At 72.0% G+C, this 16,387-nt stretch carries 8 protein-coding genes; 6 read left to right on the forward strand and 2 right to left on the reverse strand.

Going from position 1 to position 16,387, the window contains the following annotated elements:
• Positions 1–34 precede the first annotated feature (34 nt).
• From ACYVPE_RS17250 to ACYVPE_RS17260, 3 genes are all read left to right on the forward strand, one after another.
• Positions 35–493, forward strand: a complete 459-nt coding sequence (locus tag ACYVPE_RS17250; RefSeq protein ID WP_461034498.1) for a pyridoxamine 5'-phosphate oxidase family protein — start codon at positions 35–37, stop codon at positions 491–493.
• Positions 494–744: 251 nt separating this feature from the next.
• On the forward strand, positions 745–1,635 hold the full coding sequence (locus tag ACYVPE_RS17255) for an FkbM family methyltransferase (RefSeq protein WP_461034499.1): 891 nt from the start codon (positions 745–747) through the stop codon (positions 1,633–1,635).
• Between the two features lie 13 nt (positions 1,636–1,648).
• Positions 1,649–2,593: a DMT family transporter gene (locus tag ACYVPE_RS17260; protein WP_461034500.1), complete on the forward strand. Its 945-nt coding sequence runs from the start codon at positions 1,649–1,651 to the stop codon at positions 2,591–2,593.
• Here ACYVPE_RS17260 and ACYVPE_RS17265 read toward each other — a convergent pair.
• Together ACYVPE_RS17265 and ACYVPE_RS17270 are read right to left on the reverse strand one after the other, a co-directional pair.
• A complete protein-coding gene (locus tag ACYVPE_RS17265; protein ID WP_461034501.1) occupies positions 2,568–4,829 on the reverse strand; it encodes a right-handed parallel beta-helix repeat-containing protein in 2,262 nt (753 codons plus the stop codon). The genes ACYVPE_RS17260 and ACYVPE_RS17265 overlap by 26 nt on opposite strands.
• A 92-nt stretch (positions 4,830–4,921) precedes the next feature.
• The gene (locus tag ACYVPE_RS17270) at positions 4,922–14,104 is read right to left on the reverse strand and encodes a hypothetical protein (protein WP_461034502.1); all 9,183 of its coding nucleotides are present in this window, start codon (positions 14,102–14,104) and stop codon (positions 4,922–4,924) included.
• Positions 14,105–14,297: 193 nt separating this feature from the next.
• Between ACYVPE_RS17270 and ACYVPE_RS17275 the strand changes: the two genes are divergently transcribed.
• The 3 genes from ACYVPE_RS17275 to ACYVPE_RS17285 are packed head-to-tail and all read left to right on the forward strand — an operon-like array spanning position 14,298 to position 16,279.
• Complete coding sequence (locus tag ACYVPE_RS17275; RefSeq protein WP_461034503.1) at positions 14,298–15,410, forward strand: hypothetical protein; 1,113 nt, start codon at positions 14,298–14,300, stop codon at positions 15,408–15,410.
• A 59-nt stretch (positions 15,411–15,469) separates the two neighbouring features.
• The gene (locus ACYVPE_RS17280; protein WP_132820746.1) at positions 15,470–15,781 is read left to right on the forward strand and encodes a hypothetical protein; all 312 of its coding nucleotides are present in this window, start codon (positions 15,470–15,472) and stop codon (positions 15,779–15,781) included.
• A gap of 51 nt (positions 15,782–15,832) precedes the next feature.
• The gene (locus tag ACYVPE_RS17285) at positions 15,833–16,279 is read left to right on the forward strand and encodes a hypothetical protein (RefSeq protein WP_461034504.1); all 447 of its coding nucleotides are present in this window, start codon (positions 15,833–15,835) and stop codon (positions 16,277–16,279) included.
• The last annotated feature ends 108 nt before the right edge of the window (positions 16,280–16,387 follow it).

Here is a 16,387-nt window from a genome sequence, read left to right on the forward strand (position 1 = left end):
AGGCCGAGCCCGAGGCCCTGGCAGGATGGGTGGCATGGCCTCCCAACTCCCCTTCGACGTGGACGACTTCCTGAGCCGGCCGCTCACCGCGCGGATCGCGACGAGTGGGCCGACGGTGCGGCCGGTGTGGTTCCTCTGGGAGGACGGGGCGTTCTGGATCCTGACCGGGCCGTGGGCCCGGCTCGCCGCGCGAGTGGCGGAGGATCCGGCGGTCGCGCTGGTGGTGGACGAGTGCGATCTGGCGACGGGCCTGGTCCGGCAGGTGATCGCCCGGGGGCGGGCGGAGCTGCTGCCGTTCGACGTGGCGCGGGGGCGGCGCAAGCTCGGGCGCTACCTGGGCGCGGACGAGGCGGCCTGGGACGAGCGGTTCGTCCGCTACCTGCACGACGATCCGGACGCGCGGGGCACCCGGTGGCTGCGGCTGCGTCCCGCCTCGCTCGTGGCGAAGGACCTGAGCTACGCGGCGCAGGAAACGTCCGCGTACATCGCGTAAAGCACAGGCCAGAATTCCCGCATAACGCGTGCTGAGCGACGGCCATCGCACTTGCCCGGAAGAGTGAATCGCCGTCGGCACGAATTCCGCCCCGCCGCGGATCGGGTACGTCCGCCATCTGCGCCGATGAGCACCGGACTTGTTGGCGTCACTCCGACCGCGTCCCCGTCGCACAGCAGTCCGGGCTTGAGGCGCGCCGAGAAACTGCGGAAGCCTTGCCGGCACAGCCGTCGACAGGGGGGATCCGGCTCATGCCGAAGCTCAGCGAGGCCTTCGCGAGATCCGTCGTCACACCGCTGCGCGGGCTGGCCTTCAGGTCGGCCGCCGCGATCACTCCGGTGATCGTCGCCGAGCGTGACAACATCCGCTACTACCTCAACACCCACGACCGCGAGATCTGCCGGAAGATCTTCACCACCGGGAGTTTCGAGAGATCGGCGATGGACGCCGCGTTCCGGGCGATGTCGCAGCTCAACGGCGAGCGGTTCGACCTGTCGGGAAAGACCTTCCTGGATCTCGGGGCGAACATCGGAAGCGCCACCCTGCTGGCCCTGCTGCGGTTCGACGCGAAGACCGCGCTCGCCGTGGAGCCGGACCCGGAGAACTTCGTGCTGCTCCAGAACAACCTGCTGGCCAACGGGCTCGAGGACCGGGTGACGGCCGTGCGCCGCGCGCTCTCCGACCAGCCGGGCGAGGTGTTGTTGGCGCTCTCCGAGAAGAACCGCGGAAACCACCTCCTCACCAGGGACCCGCACGGCCTGCCCGCCGAGTGGGCGCGGACCATCGCCGTCCAGGCGGTCACGCTGGACGACCTGTTGGTCGCCGAGGGGGTCGATCCGTGGGACGTCGGGATGTGCTGGATCGACGTCGAGGGCTACGAGGGGCATCTGCTGCGCGGCGCCTCCACCCTGCTGGCGGCGAGGGTGCCCACGGTCGCCGAGTTCTGGCCCTACGGCCTCGAACTCTCGGGCGGCCACGACGAGTTGTGCGCGGTGGTGGGCGCCCACTACTCCGCGTTCGTCGATCTGCGGCGGCCGTTCGACGACGCCGGGGGGCCGATCACGCGTCCCACCGGGTCGCTGGGCGACCTCCGGGCGGTCTACCGGGGCCGCGAGTGCACCGAACTCCTGCTGCTCCCCTAGCCGGAGCGGCACCGTGAAGTCCTCGACCGCCGTGCTCGCCGTCGCGCTGTGCACGGCGTGCTCCGGCATCGTCACCCTCATCGTGGCGGGGCTCACCCTGCCGCCGACGGTCATCGCCTTCTGGCGGGTGGCGATCGCCGCGGCGACGCTCGCGGTGCTGGTCTCGCTCGCCGGGCGCCGCAGGCTGCTGCGGTACCCGGGCCGGGTGATCCTGCTGCCCGGCGTGCTGCTCGCCGTCCAGTGGGGGCTGAGCTTCGCGGCGCTACAGCACACCTCGATCATCAGCGCGGTGCTGATGACCTCGACGGCACCGGTGATGATCGCCGTCCTGGCGCCGCTGCTTCTGCGCGAGCGGCCGGCGCCGCTCTCGTTGACGGCGCTCCCGCTGGCCGTCGCCGCCACCGCGCTCATCGTCACCCGCGGCGAACAGGGCGGCGAACCGCGCCCGGTCGGGCTGGCGTTGGGCGCGGGTTCGGCCCTCGCCTACGCGCTGCTCGTCATCTATCTCAAGCGCTACACCGACGACGTCGACCCGACGACGCTGGTCTTCTACGAAACCCTGGTGGCCGCCCTGGTGTTGAGCCCGACCTACCTGCTCGCCAGGCCGGTCGTGACCCAGAGCGAGCTGGCCAGGCTCGCGCTGCTCGGCGTCGTGCTCACCGCCTGCCTGGGCATCGCCTACCAGAGCGCGATGCGCCGGGTCACCGCGCTGGAGGTCGGCGTGCTCTCCTACGTGGAGCCGGGCGCCACCGCCCTGTTGGCGGTGACGCTCGAGGGCGAGCCGCTGACCCCGGAGATCGTCGCCGGCGGCGCGGTGATCCTCTTCGCCGGCGGCCTGGTCACGTTGGGCAACCTGCGCGGCGGGGAGCTGGGGAACCCCCCGCGCCAGGCCCCCGCCCCCGCGCCCGCGCCCGCCGCGCAGGCGCCGGCCGTCAGACCGGCAGGTCGTGCTCGTTGAGCGACATCAGCGCGTCCGCCTCCGGGTTGGTCAGCTCCGCCACCCGCATCGCCTGCCGTTCCGTCATCTGCTGGAAGAGCTGGCGCGCCGTGCGGCCGTTGCCGAAGCCCTCGCTGCGCGGGATGGCGCCGATGAAGCCGGAGAGTGCCTTCCTGGCGCCGTCGGTGAGCTGGTAGCGGTGCCGGCGGGCGTTGTGCTCGACGATGCTGACCAGTTCGTCGGTCGAGTAGTCGGCGAAGGCGAGGCTGCGGGTGAACCGGGAGGCCAGGCCGGGGTTGGAGTTGATGAAGCGGCTCATCTCCCCCGGGTAGCCGGCGGCGATCACGACGACCTCGTCGCGGTGGTCCTCCATCAGCTTCACCAGGGTGGCGATGGCCTCGCTGCCGAAGTCCTGCGCCACCCCGGCGGGGGTGAGCGCGTACGCCTCGTCGATGAACAGCACGCCGCCCATGGCCTTCTCGAACGCCTCGGTGGTCTTCGGCCCGGTGTGGCCGATGTACTCGCCGACCAGGGCGCTGCGGTCCACCTCCACCAGGTGGCCGCGGGAGAGCAGCCCGAGGGCGCCGAGCAGCCGGCCGTAGAGCCGGGCCACGGTGGTCTTGCCGGTGCCCGGGTTGCCGGCGAAGACCAGGTGGCGGCTGAGCGGCGGGGCCGGCAGGCCGGCCTCCTGCCGCATCCGGACCGTCTGCATCAGCTTGACCAGGCCGCTGACGTCCCGCTTGACGCCATCCAGGCCGACCAACTCGTCCAGCTCGGCGAGGAGTTCGGGCAGCGACTCCTGGCTGGGGCCGTCCTCGAACTCGTCGTCCTCCCGCCGCTCGGCCTTGGTGGCGGTGGCGGTCGGCCTGGGGGCGGCGGCCGCCGGCCCCTGGTCGCGGTCGCGCTCGCCGTCCCGGTCCCGGGTCCTGCGCCGCCGGTCCTGGCTCGGGCCGGGCGTGGGCGGGCGCTCGGGACCGCCGTGGCCCCGGTCGAGCCCGGGGAGCCTGGGCGAGCCGACGTTGATGGCGACGCAGTTCTCGAAGAGGGCCTGGGCGCCCTCGGCGAGGCCCAGGTCGTGCGCGGAGTCGAAGACCCGGCAGCCGCGGAACCTCGGTGACGCGTCCCTGGCGACGTGCAGCGCCGGCAGGGCGCTGGCGATCACGTCGCAGTGGTCGAAGGTGCCGAGGGCGCCCTCGCCGACCAGCACCCCGTGCTTACCCGAGCGGGCCACCCGCACCCCGCGCAGCCGCGGGTCGGCGCCGGCGGCCAGCTCGACGCCGTTGCCCTGCTGGCCGGTCACGGTGCAGTAGAAGAGCAGCGACTCCTCGGTGGAGCGCAGCCGGACGCCGGTCTCGCCGCCGGTCACCCGGGCGCCGCGGGCCATCACCCGGGCCTGGTCGCGGACCTCGACGCCGGAGAGCCGGGCGCCGGCCAGCGTCGACTCGTTGATCTCGGCGCGCGCCGTGTGGTCGAGCCGCACCCCGGAGCGGGCCGCGTTCTCCACCCGGCAGTCGGTGAGCAGCGCCTCGGCGGCGTCCTGCACCAGCACGCCGTTCCGGCCGGCGCCGAACAGGCCGCTGCCGCGCAGCAGCACCCGGGACGAGTCGCGGGCGCGGAGCGCGGATCCCGAGCCGCCGTGCACCCGCAGCTGGTCGGCGCGGAGCACGGCGCTGCCGGAGACGGCGATGCCGATGCCCTCGACGCCCTCGATCGCGGTGTCGTCCAGGCGGGCCAGGGCGTCGCCGGTGAGGTGCAGGGCGGTGTGCCTGGCGGCCCGCAGCTTGGTGCGGCGGGTCACCAGGACGCCGCCGTCCGTGGGGTCGGCCAGCTCGGCGGAGAGGTCGTTGTCCAACGGAATGGTGCCGACCGGTACTTCGGGCCGGGCGGTGAGGTTGCGGGAGCCGATGACCTCGACCCGGCCGTGGGTGACGACGCAGTCCTCCAGGGTCAGCCCCGAGGCGTCCTCGACCCGCAGCAGGGCCTCGGCCGGGTCGGCGCCGCGCAGCACCAGGCCGCGCATCCGGCAGTCCGGCGCGGCCACCGTCAGCGGGCCGGCGGCCAGCGGCACGGCGATGGTGACGGAGCCGTCGCCGTGCTGCGGGATCAGCGTCACCCGGCGGGCCAGCCGGAACACCTCGGCGTACTCGCCAGGCGCGACGCTGATCACCGCGCCGGCCGGCGCGACGGCCAGGGCCTCGGTGATCGTGCGGTGCGCGCCCCGGGTTCTGGGCGCGACGCGGATCGGCTCGTCGGTCATCGAACTCCTAGCGTGGAGATCCCGGGTTTCGGCCGGGGTTCTGAGAAGCGTCGTGGCGGGGTGTGCCGGGGAGCGTGGCGAGCGGCTCGGGGCTACTCGGGTCCTGTGGTGTCACCCCCGGCGGGCCAGCCCGGGGGCGTGCCAGGCGAGCCGTCTACCCGTCCGATCGAGATGGGGGTGAAGTCGAAGGGTTGGTCGTTGGAGGCACCGGTTCCTGGCGGGGTGATGCCGAGGGAGGCGCGGATCTCCGGGGCCAGGACGAAGACGGCCAGGTTCTTGTCGATCAGCTTGCCGAGGACCGGCATCACCAGGAAGTCGATGATCCCGGCCCGGTGGTAGAGGCGGGCGGCCGCGGTGTTCTGCATCATGCCGCGGATGGCGCCGACGCTGAACGTGCCGGCGAGGCCGCCGGCGAGACCGACGACGCCGTACATCAGCGCGTCGACACCCGAGAGTTGGTGCCGGTTGCCCTCGGAGTCCTTGACGCCGAAGATCGCCGCGCCGGCCGCCGCGCCGACGAAGCCGGCCAGGCCGCCGACGCCGGCGTTGACGAAGAAGTCGTAGGTGCCGCCGCGCCAGCGCAGCACCTTCTCGTTGCCGGCGAACTCGGCGCCCCAGTTGTCGTCGTTCTGGCGGAAGTTGTAGGCGTAGCCCTGGTCCTTGTTGCCGAAGCCGACCTTCCAGGTGCCGCGGTGGGCCCCCCAGTTGTGCAGGCCGACCGAGAGGGACTTGAAGCCCGCGCCGATGGCGGCGCCGAACGCGGCCTGCTGGACGTCGGTGATGGTGAACGGGGTGCCGGTGGCGGCCGAGACGATGCCGAAGACCGCGAGGTTGAGCAGGAAGTCCAGGGTGAACTCCTGGGTGAGCGCCACCGCGACCGAGCCCATGTTGTTGGCGAGGAACGGCGTGTAGAGGGATTCGGCGCCCTGCACCCCGCCCGGCCGGTTGGTGACTGCCGGGCCCCAGCTGTAGCGCAGCGACTCGCTCCACTCGCGGGTGAAGCCGCGGAACTCGTTGGAGAAGTCGATGAAGTGCGTCTCGCGGCCCACGAGATGGGTCCGTCCGAAGGTGTCGCGCTCGTAGACGTTGCCCGGGATGGTGCGGTCGTTGAGCACGACATGGGAGTTGTTGTTGCCGAAGACGTGCCGGCGCCACTGCTTCTGCCAGGTCTCCGACTCCAGGAACGAGCCGTCCGGCAGCCGCTTTATCTCGCGCACCGTGATGCCCGCGTCGAACTCCTTCCAGGCGCGGTAGGCGTCGGCGCCCCGGGCGCCGCCGGCGAGGTCGTCGGGCTTGGGCACGTACTCGCGGATCCGCCAGGGGTCGAGGGTGAGGGGGTCGCGCAGCGGGTTGCCGCTGGCGGCGAACTTCGGGATCTCCTGGATCCTGGCGGCGTTCCCCGCGCCGTCCAGGTGGTCCACCCACCGGGCGCCCGGCTTCCACTCGCTCAGCAGGTTGCCGGTGGCGGAGTCGTACCAGCGGCGGACCCGCTCGTTCTCGTTGCCGAACCGCTGCACGGTGCCGTCGGCGTCGACCTTGTTCCAGCGCCAGGACGCCGGCTGCCCCGGCGTGTGGGGCAGCTGCTGCGCGTCCAGGGTGACGCCGTCCGCCATCAGCCGGTGCTCGCGGACCAGTTGGCCGTCCATGAAGTCCTGGAAGGAGTGGCGGTCCCAGCCCCGGTAGTGGATGTCGTTGTTCGCCGCGTACTTGCGGACGCCGCTGGAGCCGTCGGCGCCGACCCAGCGGTTGTTCCCGTCGCTCCACACCCGGAAGGCGCTGTTGCCGAGGCCGAAGGTGTCCTGGCGGACGACCACCGCGCCGTGGTGGTCGAGGATCATCCAGTCGTTGGCCGCGCCGCCCTGGTGGCCCGTGCGGCGCAGGTCGAGCCCGGTGGTCGCCGGGTTCTCCACGGGGCGCGGCTTGTACTCCAGGACGGTGCCGTCCTTGAAGCCGACCCTGGCGATGTTCCAGTCGCCCGCGTTGGCGGTCGGCGTGAACGGGTTGGCGTGGTTGGCGTCGGTGCGGAACCGGTCGACGAAGAGCACGTCGTTGCCGGTCTTGCCGCTGCGCGGCGGCAGGGTGACGGTGGTGAAGTCCGTCCGGACGAAGCTGCGGTGGCCCTGGAGGTTGTCGGCGCCCTCCGACCAGGGCCGGTAGCCGGCCGGCAGGGTGACGCCGTCGGGCAGCTTGACGTCGGCGCCCACGGTGAGCTCGTTGCCGTTCGTGAGCTTGCGGGTCTCGCCGACGAAGTCCCCGGCGTGGTTGATGCGGAACACGCCGTGGCCGTGCTGGCTGGTGAACTGGATGCCGTGGTCGACGACCGTCCCGCCGTTGGACTGTTCCCAGCGGGCGATCTGCATCCTGCTGTCCTTGGCCCAACCCGCCTGGTCGGTGGCGAAGTTGGTGGTGCGGAACTCCGAGCTGAGCACCGACCGCCAGGCGTTCGGCGGCCGCTGCTCGGCGATCCGCTCGAACGACAGGGTGTCACCGTTCTTGAGCGCCTTGGCGCCGGCGACGTCCTTGCCGGTCGGCGCGACGGCCTTGAACTCGGCGTTCCAGCTGCCGTTCGGGTTGATGTCGTGCGCGGTGTAGCGGCGCAGGTCGTCGAGGCCGGCGACGCGGCCCACCTTCACGTGCACCACCTTGCGCTCGCCGGTGGCCGCGTCCAGCATCTCGTCGGTCCACGAGCGGCCGAGGCCCCACTTCCTGGTGCCGTCGGCGACCTGCTTGAAGTCGCCGTCGAAACGGGTCCAGTCGCTGGTGCCGCCGTTCCAGTAGTGGGCGTTCATGCCGCGCATGTCGGCGATGACGTGGCCGCCCTGCGGGTTCTCCCGGAAGTGGCGCACGGGGTTGCCCGCGTTGTCGTAGTCGACCCAGGCGCGGCCGCTGACGCTCCACTTGCGGCGGCCGAAGTCGCCAGCGGTGCCGTTGGCCCGGATCTCGGACCAGTGGTCCCTGGTGCCGGGGCCGTAGCCGATGCTCTGGCTCCCGCGCAGGTTGGGGGCGGAGACATGGGAGTCGAGGACGTTCCCGTCGGGCAGCACCCGGCGGTCGAAGACCGGGGAGCCGGAGTGGGAGGTCAGCGAGACGTGGCCGCGCTCGCCGCCCTTGACGTCGACCTTGCCGAAGTCGTTCCAGCCCGGGTTCCTGGGGGCCGTGGCGCCGGCGACGCCGGTGTTCCTGGTCCAGGTGGGCGCGTCGGGGTTGGTCCGGAAGTCGAGCAGGAAGTGCTGGTTGCCGACGGCCCGTCCCTGGTGGAAGACGTCGATGCGCTGCGCCGTGATCTTGCCCGCGGTGCTGTACTCCGTCCACTCGTTGGCGCGGACGCCGTGGCCGTCGACGCGGTAGCCGCCGTTGCCCGGCAGGGCCTGGATGGTGCCGTGCGTGGTGATGGGGGTGAGTTCGCCGCCGCGCAGCTGGAGGTGGGTGGGGTTGGTGATGTCGAGGTAGCGGGAGTCGACGCCGTCCGACAGTTCGAGGACCCGCAGGTTGGTCGGGGCGCCGCCGTCGGCGGCGTGCAGGGTGACGTTGCGGATGTTGGTGGTGGCGTCCGGGGCGCCGACGGTGACGTCGAGGTGGCCGTCCTGCCGGTAGAGCCGGAAGGTGTCGCCCGCGTCGTTGACGCGGAAGCCGGGGTTCGCGTTGGCGCCGACCTGGGGCCTGGGCAGCACGGTGCGGTCGGGGATGACGACGCGCAGGTTGTCGAGGAGTTCGTACGAGCGCCGGCCGAAGTCGCCCTCGAACTGCCGCATCCGCACGAACTGGTCGGCGCCGCCGGCGCCGGCGCCGGGCAGCCGGGTGTCCCGGAACTGGAACGCGCCGTCGCCGTCGAACCGGGTGACGAGGTTGTTGCCCGGGGTGCTGATCTCGAGTTCGCCGGCGGGGAGCCGGGTGATGGTGGTGTGGGGCGTGGTCGTGCCGTGCACGTTCCGCAGCCCGATCGCGGCCGGGTTGTTGATGTCGGTGAAGGCGTAACGCGTCGGCTGCCCGGGCGAGTCCAGGGTGACGACGTGGTGGGTGACGTTGCCCCGCGGGTCGATCATCACGTGGTGGTCGCCGCTCTGGACCCGGAAGCCGGACGGCGTGCCGGCGTGGTCGAACTGCTGGGTGACGGTGGCCGGCACCGGACGTGGCCCCTGCACGTGCCCGGCGTCGCCCCGGGCCGTGATGACGAGATCCCGCCCGTTCAGGCCAGCGGGGCCGCCGCGGAGGTGGTAGATCTCCTCGACCAGCTGGCCGGGGCGCGGACCGCCCACCTGGTGGGTGGTGTCGAGGTGCACGCCGCGCACCGTCACCGAGTTGCCGGTGACCGCGCCGTTGACCGCGGCGCCGTCGCCGGCCCGCAGCACGGACGCGCCGCCGCCGACCGCCGGGGTGTGCACGAAGGCGTCGAGCGGGCCGCCGCCGCGGCCCAGCAGCGTGGTGACGTTGTGGGTGACGTTGCCCCGGGTGTCGACGAGGACGTGGTAGCCGGCGGTCTCGACCCGGATGCCGGTCGTCGTGCCGCCCTGGATCTGCTGGGTGACGGTGGCCGGTACCGGTCCTGTCGGGGTGTGGACCCGGCCCGCGGTGCCCTGCGCAGGAACGCGGAGGTCCATTCCGTGCAGGCCGAGCGGGCCGCCCTGGACGTGGTAGACCTCGTCGATCAGCTGGCCGGCGCGCGGTCCACCGAGGTGGTGCGTGGTGTCGACGTGTACGCCGCGCACCGTCACCGAGTTGCCGGTCACGGCGCTGTTGACCGCGGCGCCGTCGCCGGCCCGCAGCACCGGTGCGCCGCCCGGCTGGATCGGCGTGTGCGCGAACGCGTCGAGTCGACCGCCGCCGCGGCCGCTGAGCTGGACGACCTGGGAGAGGTTGGTGCCGGCGGCGTCGACGGAGAGGTGGACGTCGCCGCCCACCAGCCGGGTGCCGCCGCCGCGCTGCGGGACGACGGTGATGCCGGCCACGCCCTGCCCGTCGAGGCCGCGGATCACGGCGCCGCCGCCGGCGGTGTCGCCAACCGGCGCGAACACGTGGCGCCCGCCGGCCGGCACGGCTCCCGCGGCCGCGCCAGGTGGCGGCGCCGGCACGGGGAGCACGTGGTGGGTGACGGCGCCGTTGGCGTCGACGACCATCCGGTTCTGTCCCACCGTGACGAGGTGGTGGCCGGTGATGTGGGTGCCGAGCCCGGTGACGGCGCCGTCCGCCACGGATCCGTCGGCGCGCAGCAGGACGGGGGCGCCGCCGGCCGTCTCGTCGAAGCGGAGCGCGGTGCCCCCGAAGCCCGGGAACGTGCCGAGGTCGACGTTCCGGTGCACGGTGAGCCCGGTCGGCTGGGCGTCGGTGATCCGCACCGTCCAGTCGCGCGAGATCCCGCCGCCGAGGTCGTGGTGCAGCCGCACCGTGCCAGCCGCGTCGCCTGGCGGGGCGGTGATCGGCGCGCCGTCGGGGCGGGTGGCACCCGTCACGGCCGGTCCGCCGGGGGCCAGGTCGTCGATCTGGAGGTCCACCGCGCCGAACCTGGCGTTCGTGAGGGTGGCGGTGCGTTCCATGGAGAGCAGTTCGACGCCGTCGCCGTTCACCCGGAAGCCCAGGTCGCGGGTGACGCCGCCGCCGAGGTTCTGCTGGGCCCGGAACACGTCCGCCGGGTCGCCGGCGTGGTGGGTCGCCCGCACCGGGGCGTTGGTCCCGGAGATGAGCTGGACCTGGGTGACGCCGCCGGCGTCGTCGAAGCTGGTCGCGAAGCGGACGCCGGTGAGCCCGTCGACGTCGAAGCTCCTGCTGTGGGCGCCCTGCGGGCCCGCGGGGCGGGGCGCCGGGGTGAGCCCCTCGGTCTCGGAGACCCGGACGATCGACGAGTCGAGCGGCCCGCCGGTGGAGCTCGAACCACCGAGCGTGCCGGTCGAGCGACCGGGCGGCGGCGGGGCCGGCAGCTCCCCGAGCTCGTCCAGCGCCTCCAGGGCGGGCGGGTCGCCGAGCACGCGCGGCGGCGGGACGTGGGAGGACGAGCCGACGGACGGGATGTGGCCGCCGGGCGGCGTGCCGAGAGTGTGCGCGGGCGGGGTGCCGAGGGCGCTGCCCGGCGCGTGGCCCGGCGGGGGGCCGAACACCTGGGCGGGCACGTTGACCTGGCCGCCGGGCAGCGGGGTGCCCTGGGTGAGGGGCGGGTTGACGTTCGTGACGCCCCCGGTGGGGTTCGTCGTGCTGGTGCCGCTGTGCGAGCCCGGGTTGGTCGTGGTGAGGTCGTCGGTGCTGTTGAGGGCGCCCGAGCCGTTCGAGGTGAAGGCCGTGTTGACCGTCATCTCCCGGAAGTACGCGGGCGGCGGGGCGTTGTGGGTGAGGCCGAGCTCCTCCAGGGCCCGCCACATCGCCATGTCCGGGTTGATGTCCCACAGCCTGCCGCTGAACAGGTCGGAGACCGACCGGCCACCGCCACCGCCGGTGCCACCGGTGGCCTTCTCCGACGTCGGCGCCGGGGCCGGCGGGGTGGCCGTGGTCTCGGGGCGCGCGGCCAGCGGCACGGGCACGGGCTGCGGGGCGGCGGTGACGCCCTCCGCGAGCTGGGAGTCGAGCGTCGGGGGCGCGTACTGGGTGCCGGTCGCGCGCGGGCCGTCCGTCGCCTCGGTGAAGCGGGTGACCCCGGAGTTGCCGAGCGCGTCGTCGGCGCCGTTGGTGGGCGCGAGCCCGCCGATCCTGGTGTCGGCTGGGGTGGGGATGTCGGCGGCCCTGATGCCGCCCGGCACGTTGAGGTCGCCGGTCCTGACGCCGTTCGGGGTGGCCACGTCGTTGCCGACCGAGAGGCCGACGGGGCGCGCCTCGATGGAGCTGATCTTGATCGGGGCCACGCCGTTCATGTTCAGCGTGATGTCCCCGAGCGAGGCCGTCTCGGCGCCGGTGGCCCGGACCGTGGGCGGGGTGGCGGTCACCGGGGCCGGGGTGACGGCGTGCGCCGGGGGCGCCACCGTGACGTCCAGGTGCGGTACCTGGGCGCCGGGGGCCACCGTCGGCGCGTCGTTGAGCGAGTGTTGCAGCCCCTCGCCGAGGTTGATCGAGAAGGAGTTGGTGTTGCCGAGGTTGACGTCCAGCTGGCCGGGGTTGGGCGCGGCGATGGACACCCCGTCCGGCAGCGCGCTGGCGACGTTCAGGTTGTCGAGCTGGCCGGCGGTCGGCGGCGCGATGTTGAGGTTGTCGGCCAGCGCCGGCATCGAGGTGTTGAGCCCCTGGAGCGAGGGCATCTCGACGGAGCCGAGATCCGCCATCGGGCCCCTGGCGCCGGCCAGCGAGACGTCCGGCGTGCTCAGCGACATGCCCTGGTCGGCGAAGTTCAGCCGGAGCGAGGGCATCGAGGGCAGGTTGAGGTCGAGCGCGAGCCCGTCGCCGCCGAGCCGCGGCGCCGTCGTCGGCAGGTTGCCGAGGCCCTGGCCGCCGACGCCCGCGTCGGTGACCCCGGCCGGGTTGAGGTTGGCCGTCGGGATGGTGATGCCGCTCGGCGAGACCACGCTCATGTCGCCGAGCTGCGGCATGTTGGCGATGTGGACGGCGGGCATCCGGCCGTCGGCGGTGGCCGGCACGATGGTCACGCCGTTCTGACCGTAGGTCACCCTGATCGGGGTGAACGCGTCCATGTTGATGGTCAGCGTCAGGTCGCCCGCCCGGGTGGCGCCCGCGAAGCCGTCCGGCAGCGGGATGGCGACGGCGACCGTCTGCCCGCCGGAGCCCGGCACGTGGACCACGACCGACGGCTGGACCGCCCCGACCAGGCCGCCGGTGTTGATCGCCGGCATGTCGAAGACGTTGGCGCCGAGTCCTGGACCGCTCATCCCGGAGATGCCGATGTCCAGGCCGCGGCCGGCGAAGCTCAGCGAGATGGGCTGCACGGGCGGCAAGTCGGGCATCGAGAAGTTGCCGCCGCTGACGACGCCCTGGCCGACCCGGCCGGTGTCGGCGAGGTTGATCACGTGGGCGATGCCGGAGAACGACTGGGATCCGGCGAACCCGCCGGGCTGGTACTTGACCATCTTGCTGGCGTCGATGATCGGCATCCCGTCGGAGCCGAAGCCCCTGATGGCGCGGATGTCGATGACGTTGCTGCCCTGGACGAACGCGCCGGTCCTGAACTGGTTGCCGAGACCGCGGTTGACGAGCGAGATCTTGAACGCGTTGGCGAGGCCGGTGAAGGAGAAGGTGCGGCCGAGTTCGGCGGCGTTGACCGGGGCGATGATCGCCAGCGGCCCGAAGCCCTTGAAGTGGGAGACGACGTAGCCGCCGAAGCCGGTGGCGTTGTTGAGCCGGAAGAGCGCGGTACTGCCGGTCCAGTGGGTGAGGTTGATGGTCGCCTTGCCGAGGCCGCCGAGGCCGCCGCCCACCCAGCCGGCCCGCAGCACGTCCAGGGCGAACCCGGAGAAGTGGCCGATGGCGGCGCCCATGTTCAGGCCCCCGACGAACAGGAAGGCGAGGCCACGGCCGAAGGTCATCGGGACCCAGAGCATCCCCCTGCCGACCAGGTCGGTCAGGTAGATGAACTTCCCGAGGGTGTTCATGTTCTTCATGGGGGCGAAGGTGGTCTTCCCCCAGTTCTTGAAGGCGGAGCCGATCTTGGTGATGTTGATGCCCCGGGTGGTGGGCACCAGCACGCCGACGATCGACAGCACCAACTCGGTGATGCTGGCGTTGCCGTTGGCGAAGTCGATCGCGGTCTTGACGAGCAGCGCGGCGTTGATGGCGAGGGCGGCGAGCGCGACCGGGCCGCCGAGGATGATGGCCGGCAGGATCAGGGCGATCGCGAAGAAGGTCAGGAACTTCCAGAACTCGGCGCACTCGTCGACGGGCGAGGGGATGTCGTAGGCGGCGGCGTTCAGCGCCTCGCCGGCCGTCTGGGCGGCGCTCTCCAGAGCCTCGCGGGCCTCCTCGGCCTTGCTCTTCTGGCTGTCCCTGCCCTCCTCGTCGTCCTCGTCGAGGCCCTGCCCGGCGGTCAGCGCGGCGTCCGCGATGCCCTGCTGCTCGATCATGACGCCGCGGTAGGTGACCAGCGCGTCCTGGACGGCCTGGTGGGCGTCGCGGAAGCCGTCGACGTACTTCCGCAGCCGGTTGTCCATCAGGTCACGCAGCGCGTCGGCCGTCTCGCCCTTGAACGACGTGCTGTGTTCGCTCATCAGGTTGGTGAGGCCGGTGTCGATCTCGTCGGCGATCTCCAGGAGGTCGGCCTGCGAGTCGATCAGCGACTGGAGTTCGTCCGGGTCGCCTGGCGTCGGGTCCTCGCCCAGGTTGATCGCGCTCCAGTCCGGTGGGCGGGGCATGACCTGGGTCCCTCTCCTTCTCGCTGCGTCTCGCTGCGGGGGCGCCGGTGGCGTCCCTCGCAACCTCCACGCGCGAGCGGGCCCGGGGGTTCACTTCCGCGATCGGCCTGAACCTTCCCCACGGCTGGTGCGTGGAGGGTGAGAAGGCGCTCCCCACGCGGGAGCCGACGACCACCGGGCCCGGGAGGCGCGTATGCCCGACTTCTTGATGGACTACGAGGAGCTCTACGCCATGCAGCGCGGCATGCACTCGCTCGCCGACCAGGCGGGCGACGGCGGCGGCAGCGGCAAGTTCGCGGAGCTGGGGAACCGCACCTCCTCCGAGAACACGGCGGTGTTCGGCTCCAGCTATCTGTCCAGCCAGTTCAGTGTGTTCTTCCGGATGTCCAAGTCGCGAACCGAGAAGGCCACCGAGAAGCTGCGGCAGTTCGGCGACACCTTCGAGGGCGTCGCACAGGCCCTGTTCCAGCAGGACTCGGAGATCGCCGCCGGCGCGGCGGCCGCCTCGGCCAAGTCGGAGTTCGGCCGCTGGCTGGACGAGAAGGAGCGGCACGACAACTGGGTCGAGGCCACCGAGGAGTGGAACGAGTACCTGGAGAGCATCGGCGCGGCCGACTACTTCGAGGAACACCCCGACGCGATCATGGGCGAGGTCTGCGCGGAGGACGACCGCCCGGACTTCTGCGAGAAGTGGGAGAACGACCTCGACGAGAACAAGGCTCCGCAGCAGCCGAGCCCCGACGAGCCGCCCGTACCGGACGAGAACCCGCCGAGCCGGATGAAGTTCACCAACGCCGACGGCTCCACGACCGAGGTCACGCTCTCGTACAACGACGACTACGAGATCACGAGCGAGACCTCGACGACCACCCTCCCGGACGGCGAGACGATCACCCAGACCACCGACTACACGTACGACGACGACGGCAACGTCTCCCAGGAGACCGTGACCGTCGACCTGCCGGACGACACGGAGACGAAGACCGTTACCGACTACACGTACGACGGCGACGGTGAGGTCACCAAGGAGACCGCGACGACCACGCACGGCGAGGACGAGTCGACGTCCGTCACGGAGTACGAGGGGGAGCGCACCGAGGGGCTGCGCTACGACGACCGCGACTACACCGTCACCACCGAGAACTCCGACGGCTCCAAGAGTGTCGAGGACGTCACGATCAACGAGGACGGTTCGGGAACCAGGACCGTCACCGAGACGGACGAGGACGGGAACGAGACGACCACCACGTACACCCGTGAGGGGCCCGGCAACCGGTGGGTGGACGAGAACGAGGACGACGACTGACGCCCGAGCGACTTCACGGCCCCTGACCAACCCGCCATCCGACGGAGGAGAGACCTGCCATGCCCAACATCAGCATCACGTACCAGGACGTGGACAGCGCCGCCACGGCCATGCGCACCAGCAACGAGACCGTCATCCAGCCGGCCGCCGACGCGGCCAAGGCGGCGGTCGACGACGCGCTGGCGAACCACCTGATCATGCCGAACACCGGCGGCGTGCTCACCCAGAAGTACACCGAGTTCCACACCCAGTTGACCGAGCTGATCACCAACATCAGCTCGTTCGCCGACCAGTTCGTCGCGATCAAGGACGGCATGATCGACCTCGACGAGCAGATGGCGAACAACCTCAACAACCCGCCGGCGCAGTAACGGGCCGCGGCGCCCCCACCCCACCACCGACCACGAACGAAGGAGGCGACCATGGCGGATCTCTCCGCCGACTACGCGGGCATTCTCGACACCACGACGAAGCTCAGCACCCAGTGCGGCATCATCATCCCCGAGATCTACAGCCTGATGGCCGAGGTCAGCACGCTGCTGGACAACGGGCTCTACCTGGAGCAGGCCAGCCCGGCCCTGAAGACCGCGTACGAGGAGTTCAGCAGGTCGCTGCAGTCGGCGGCCGGCAACCTCCAGATCTTCGCGAACATCTTCACCGGCATCAAGGAGAGCCTGCAGAACAACGACGCGGAGCTCTTCGCCTCCACGCTCTCCAGCCTGGACGGTGAGGGCGGCTACGAGGTCACGGCCGAGGACTTCACCACCGAGCCCCCGGACCCGGAGGACTGGGACGACAGCAAGAACATCGGCGGCACGCCGGTCACCTGGAACGAGGACCGGACCGAGCTCACCAGCCACGGCAACTGAGCCCTCCCCCGCCGATGCGCGACGGCGGCCGGACCCCCACGGGGTCCGGCCGCCGCGGTGTTTCCCGGCACGGGGCCGGTTCTTGACCTTCCCTTTACTCTCTCTTGG

The organism is Streptomyces mayteni (assembly GCF_054783955.1).

What these genes read in the sequence shown, in the direction of transcription:
- ACYVPE_RS17250 (WP_461034498.1), top strand. Translation starts at nt 35, where the DNA reads ATGGCCTCCCAACTCCCCTTCGACGTGGACGACTTCCTGAGCCGGCCG.
- ACYVPE_RS17255 (WP_461034499.1), top strand. Translation starts at nt 745, where the DNA reads ATGCCGAAGCTCAGCGAGGCCTTCGCGAGATCCGTCGTCACACCGCTG.
- ACYVPE_RS17265 (WP_461034501.1), bottom strand. Translation starts at nt 4,829, where the DNA reads ATGACCGACGAGCCGATCCGCGTCGCGCCCAGAACCCGGGGCGCGCAC.
- ACYVPE_RS17270 (WP_461034502.1), bottom strand. Translation starts at nt 14,104, where the DNA reads ATGCCCCGCCCACCGGACTGGAGCGCGATCAACCTGGGCGAGGACCCG.
- ACYVPE_RS17275 (WP_461034503.1), top strand. Translation starts at nt 14,298, where the DNA reads ATGCCCGACTTCTTGATGGACTACGAGGAGCTCTACGCCATGCAGCGC.
- ACYVPE_RS17280 (WP_132820746.1), top strand. Translation starts at nt 15,470, where the DNA reads ATGCCCAACATCAGCATCACGTACCAGGACGTGGACAGCGCCGCCACG.
- ACYVPE_RS17285 (WP_461034504.1), top strand. Translation starts at nt 15,833, where the DNA reads ATGGCGGATCTCTCCGCCGACTACGCGGGCATTCTCGACACCACGACG.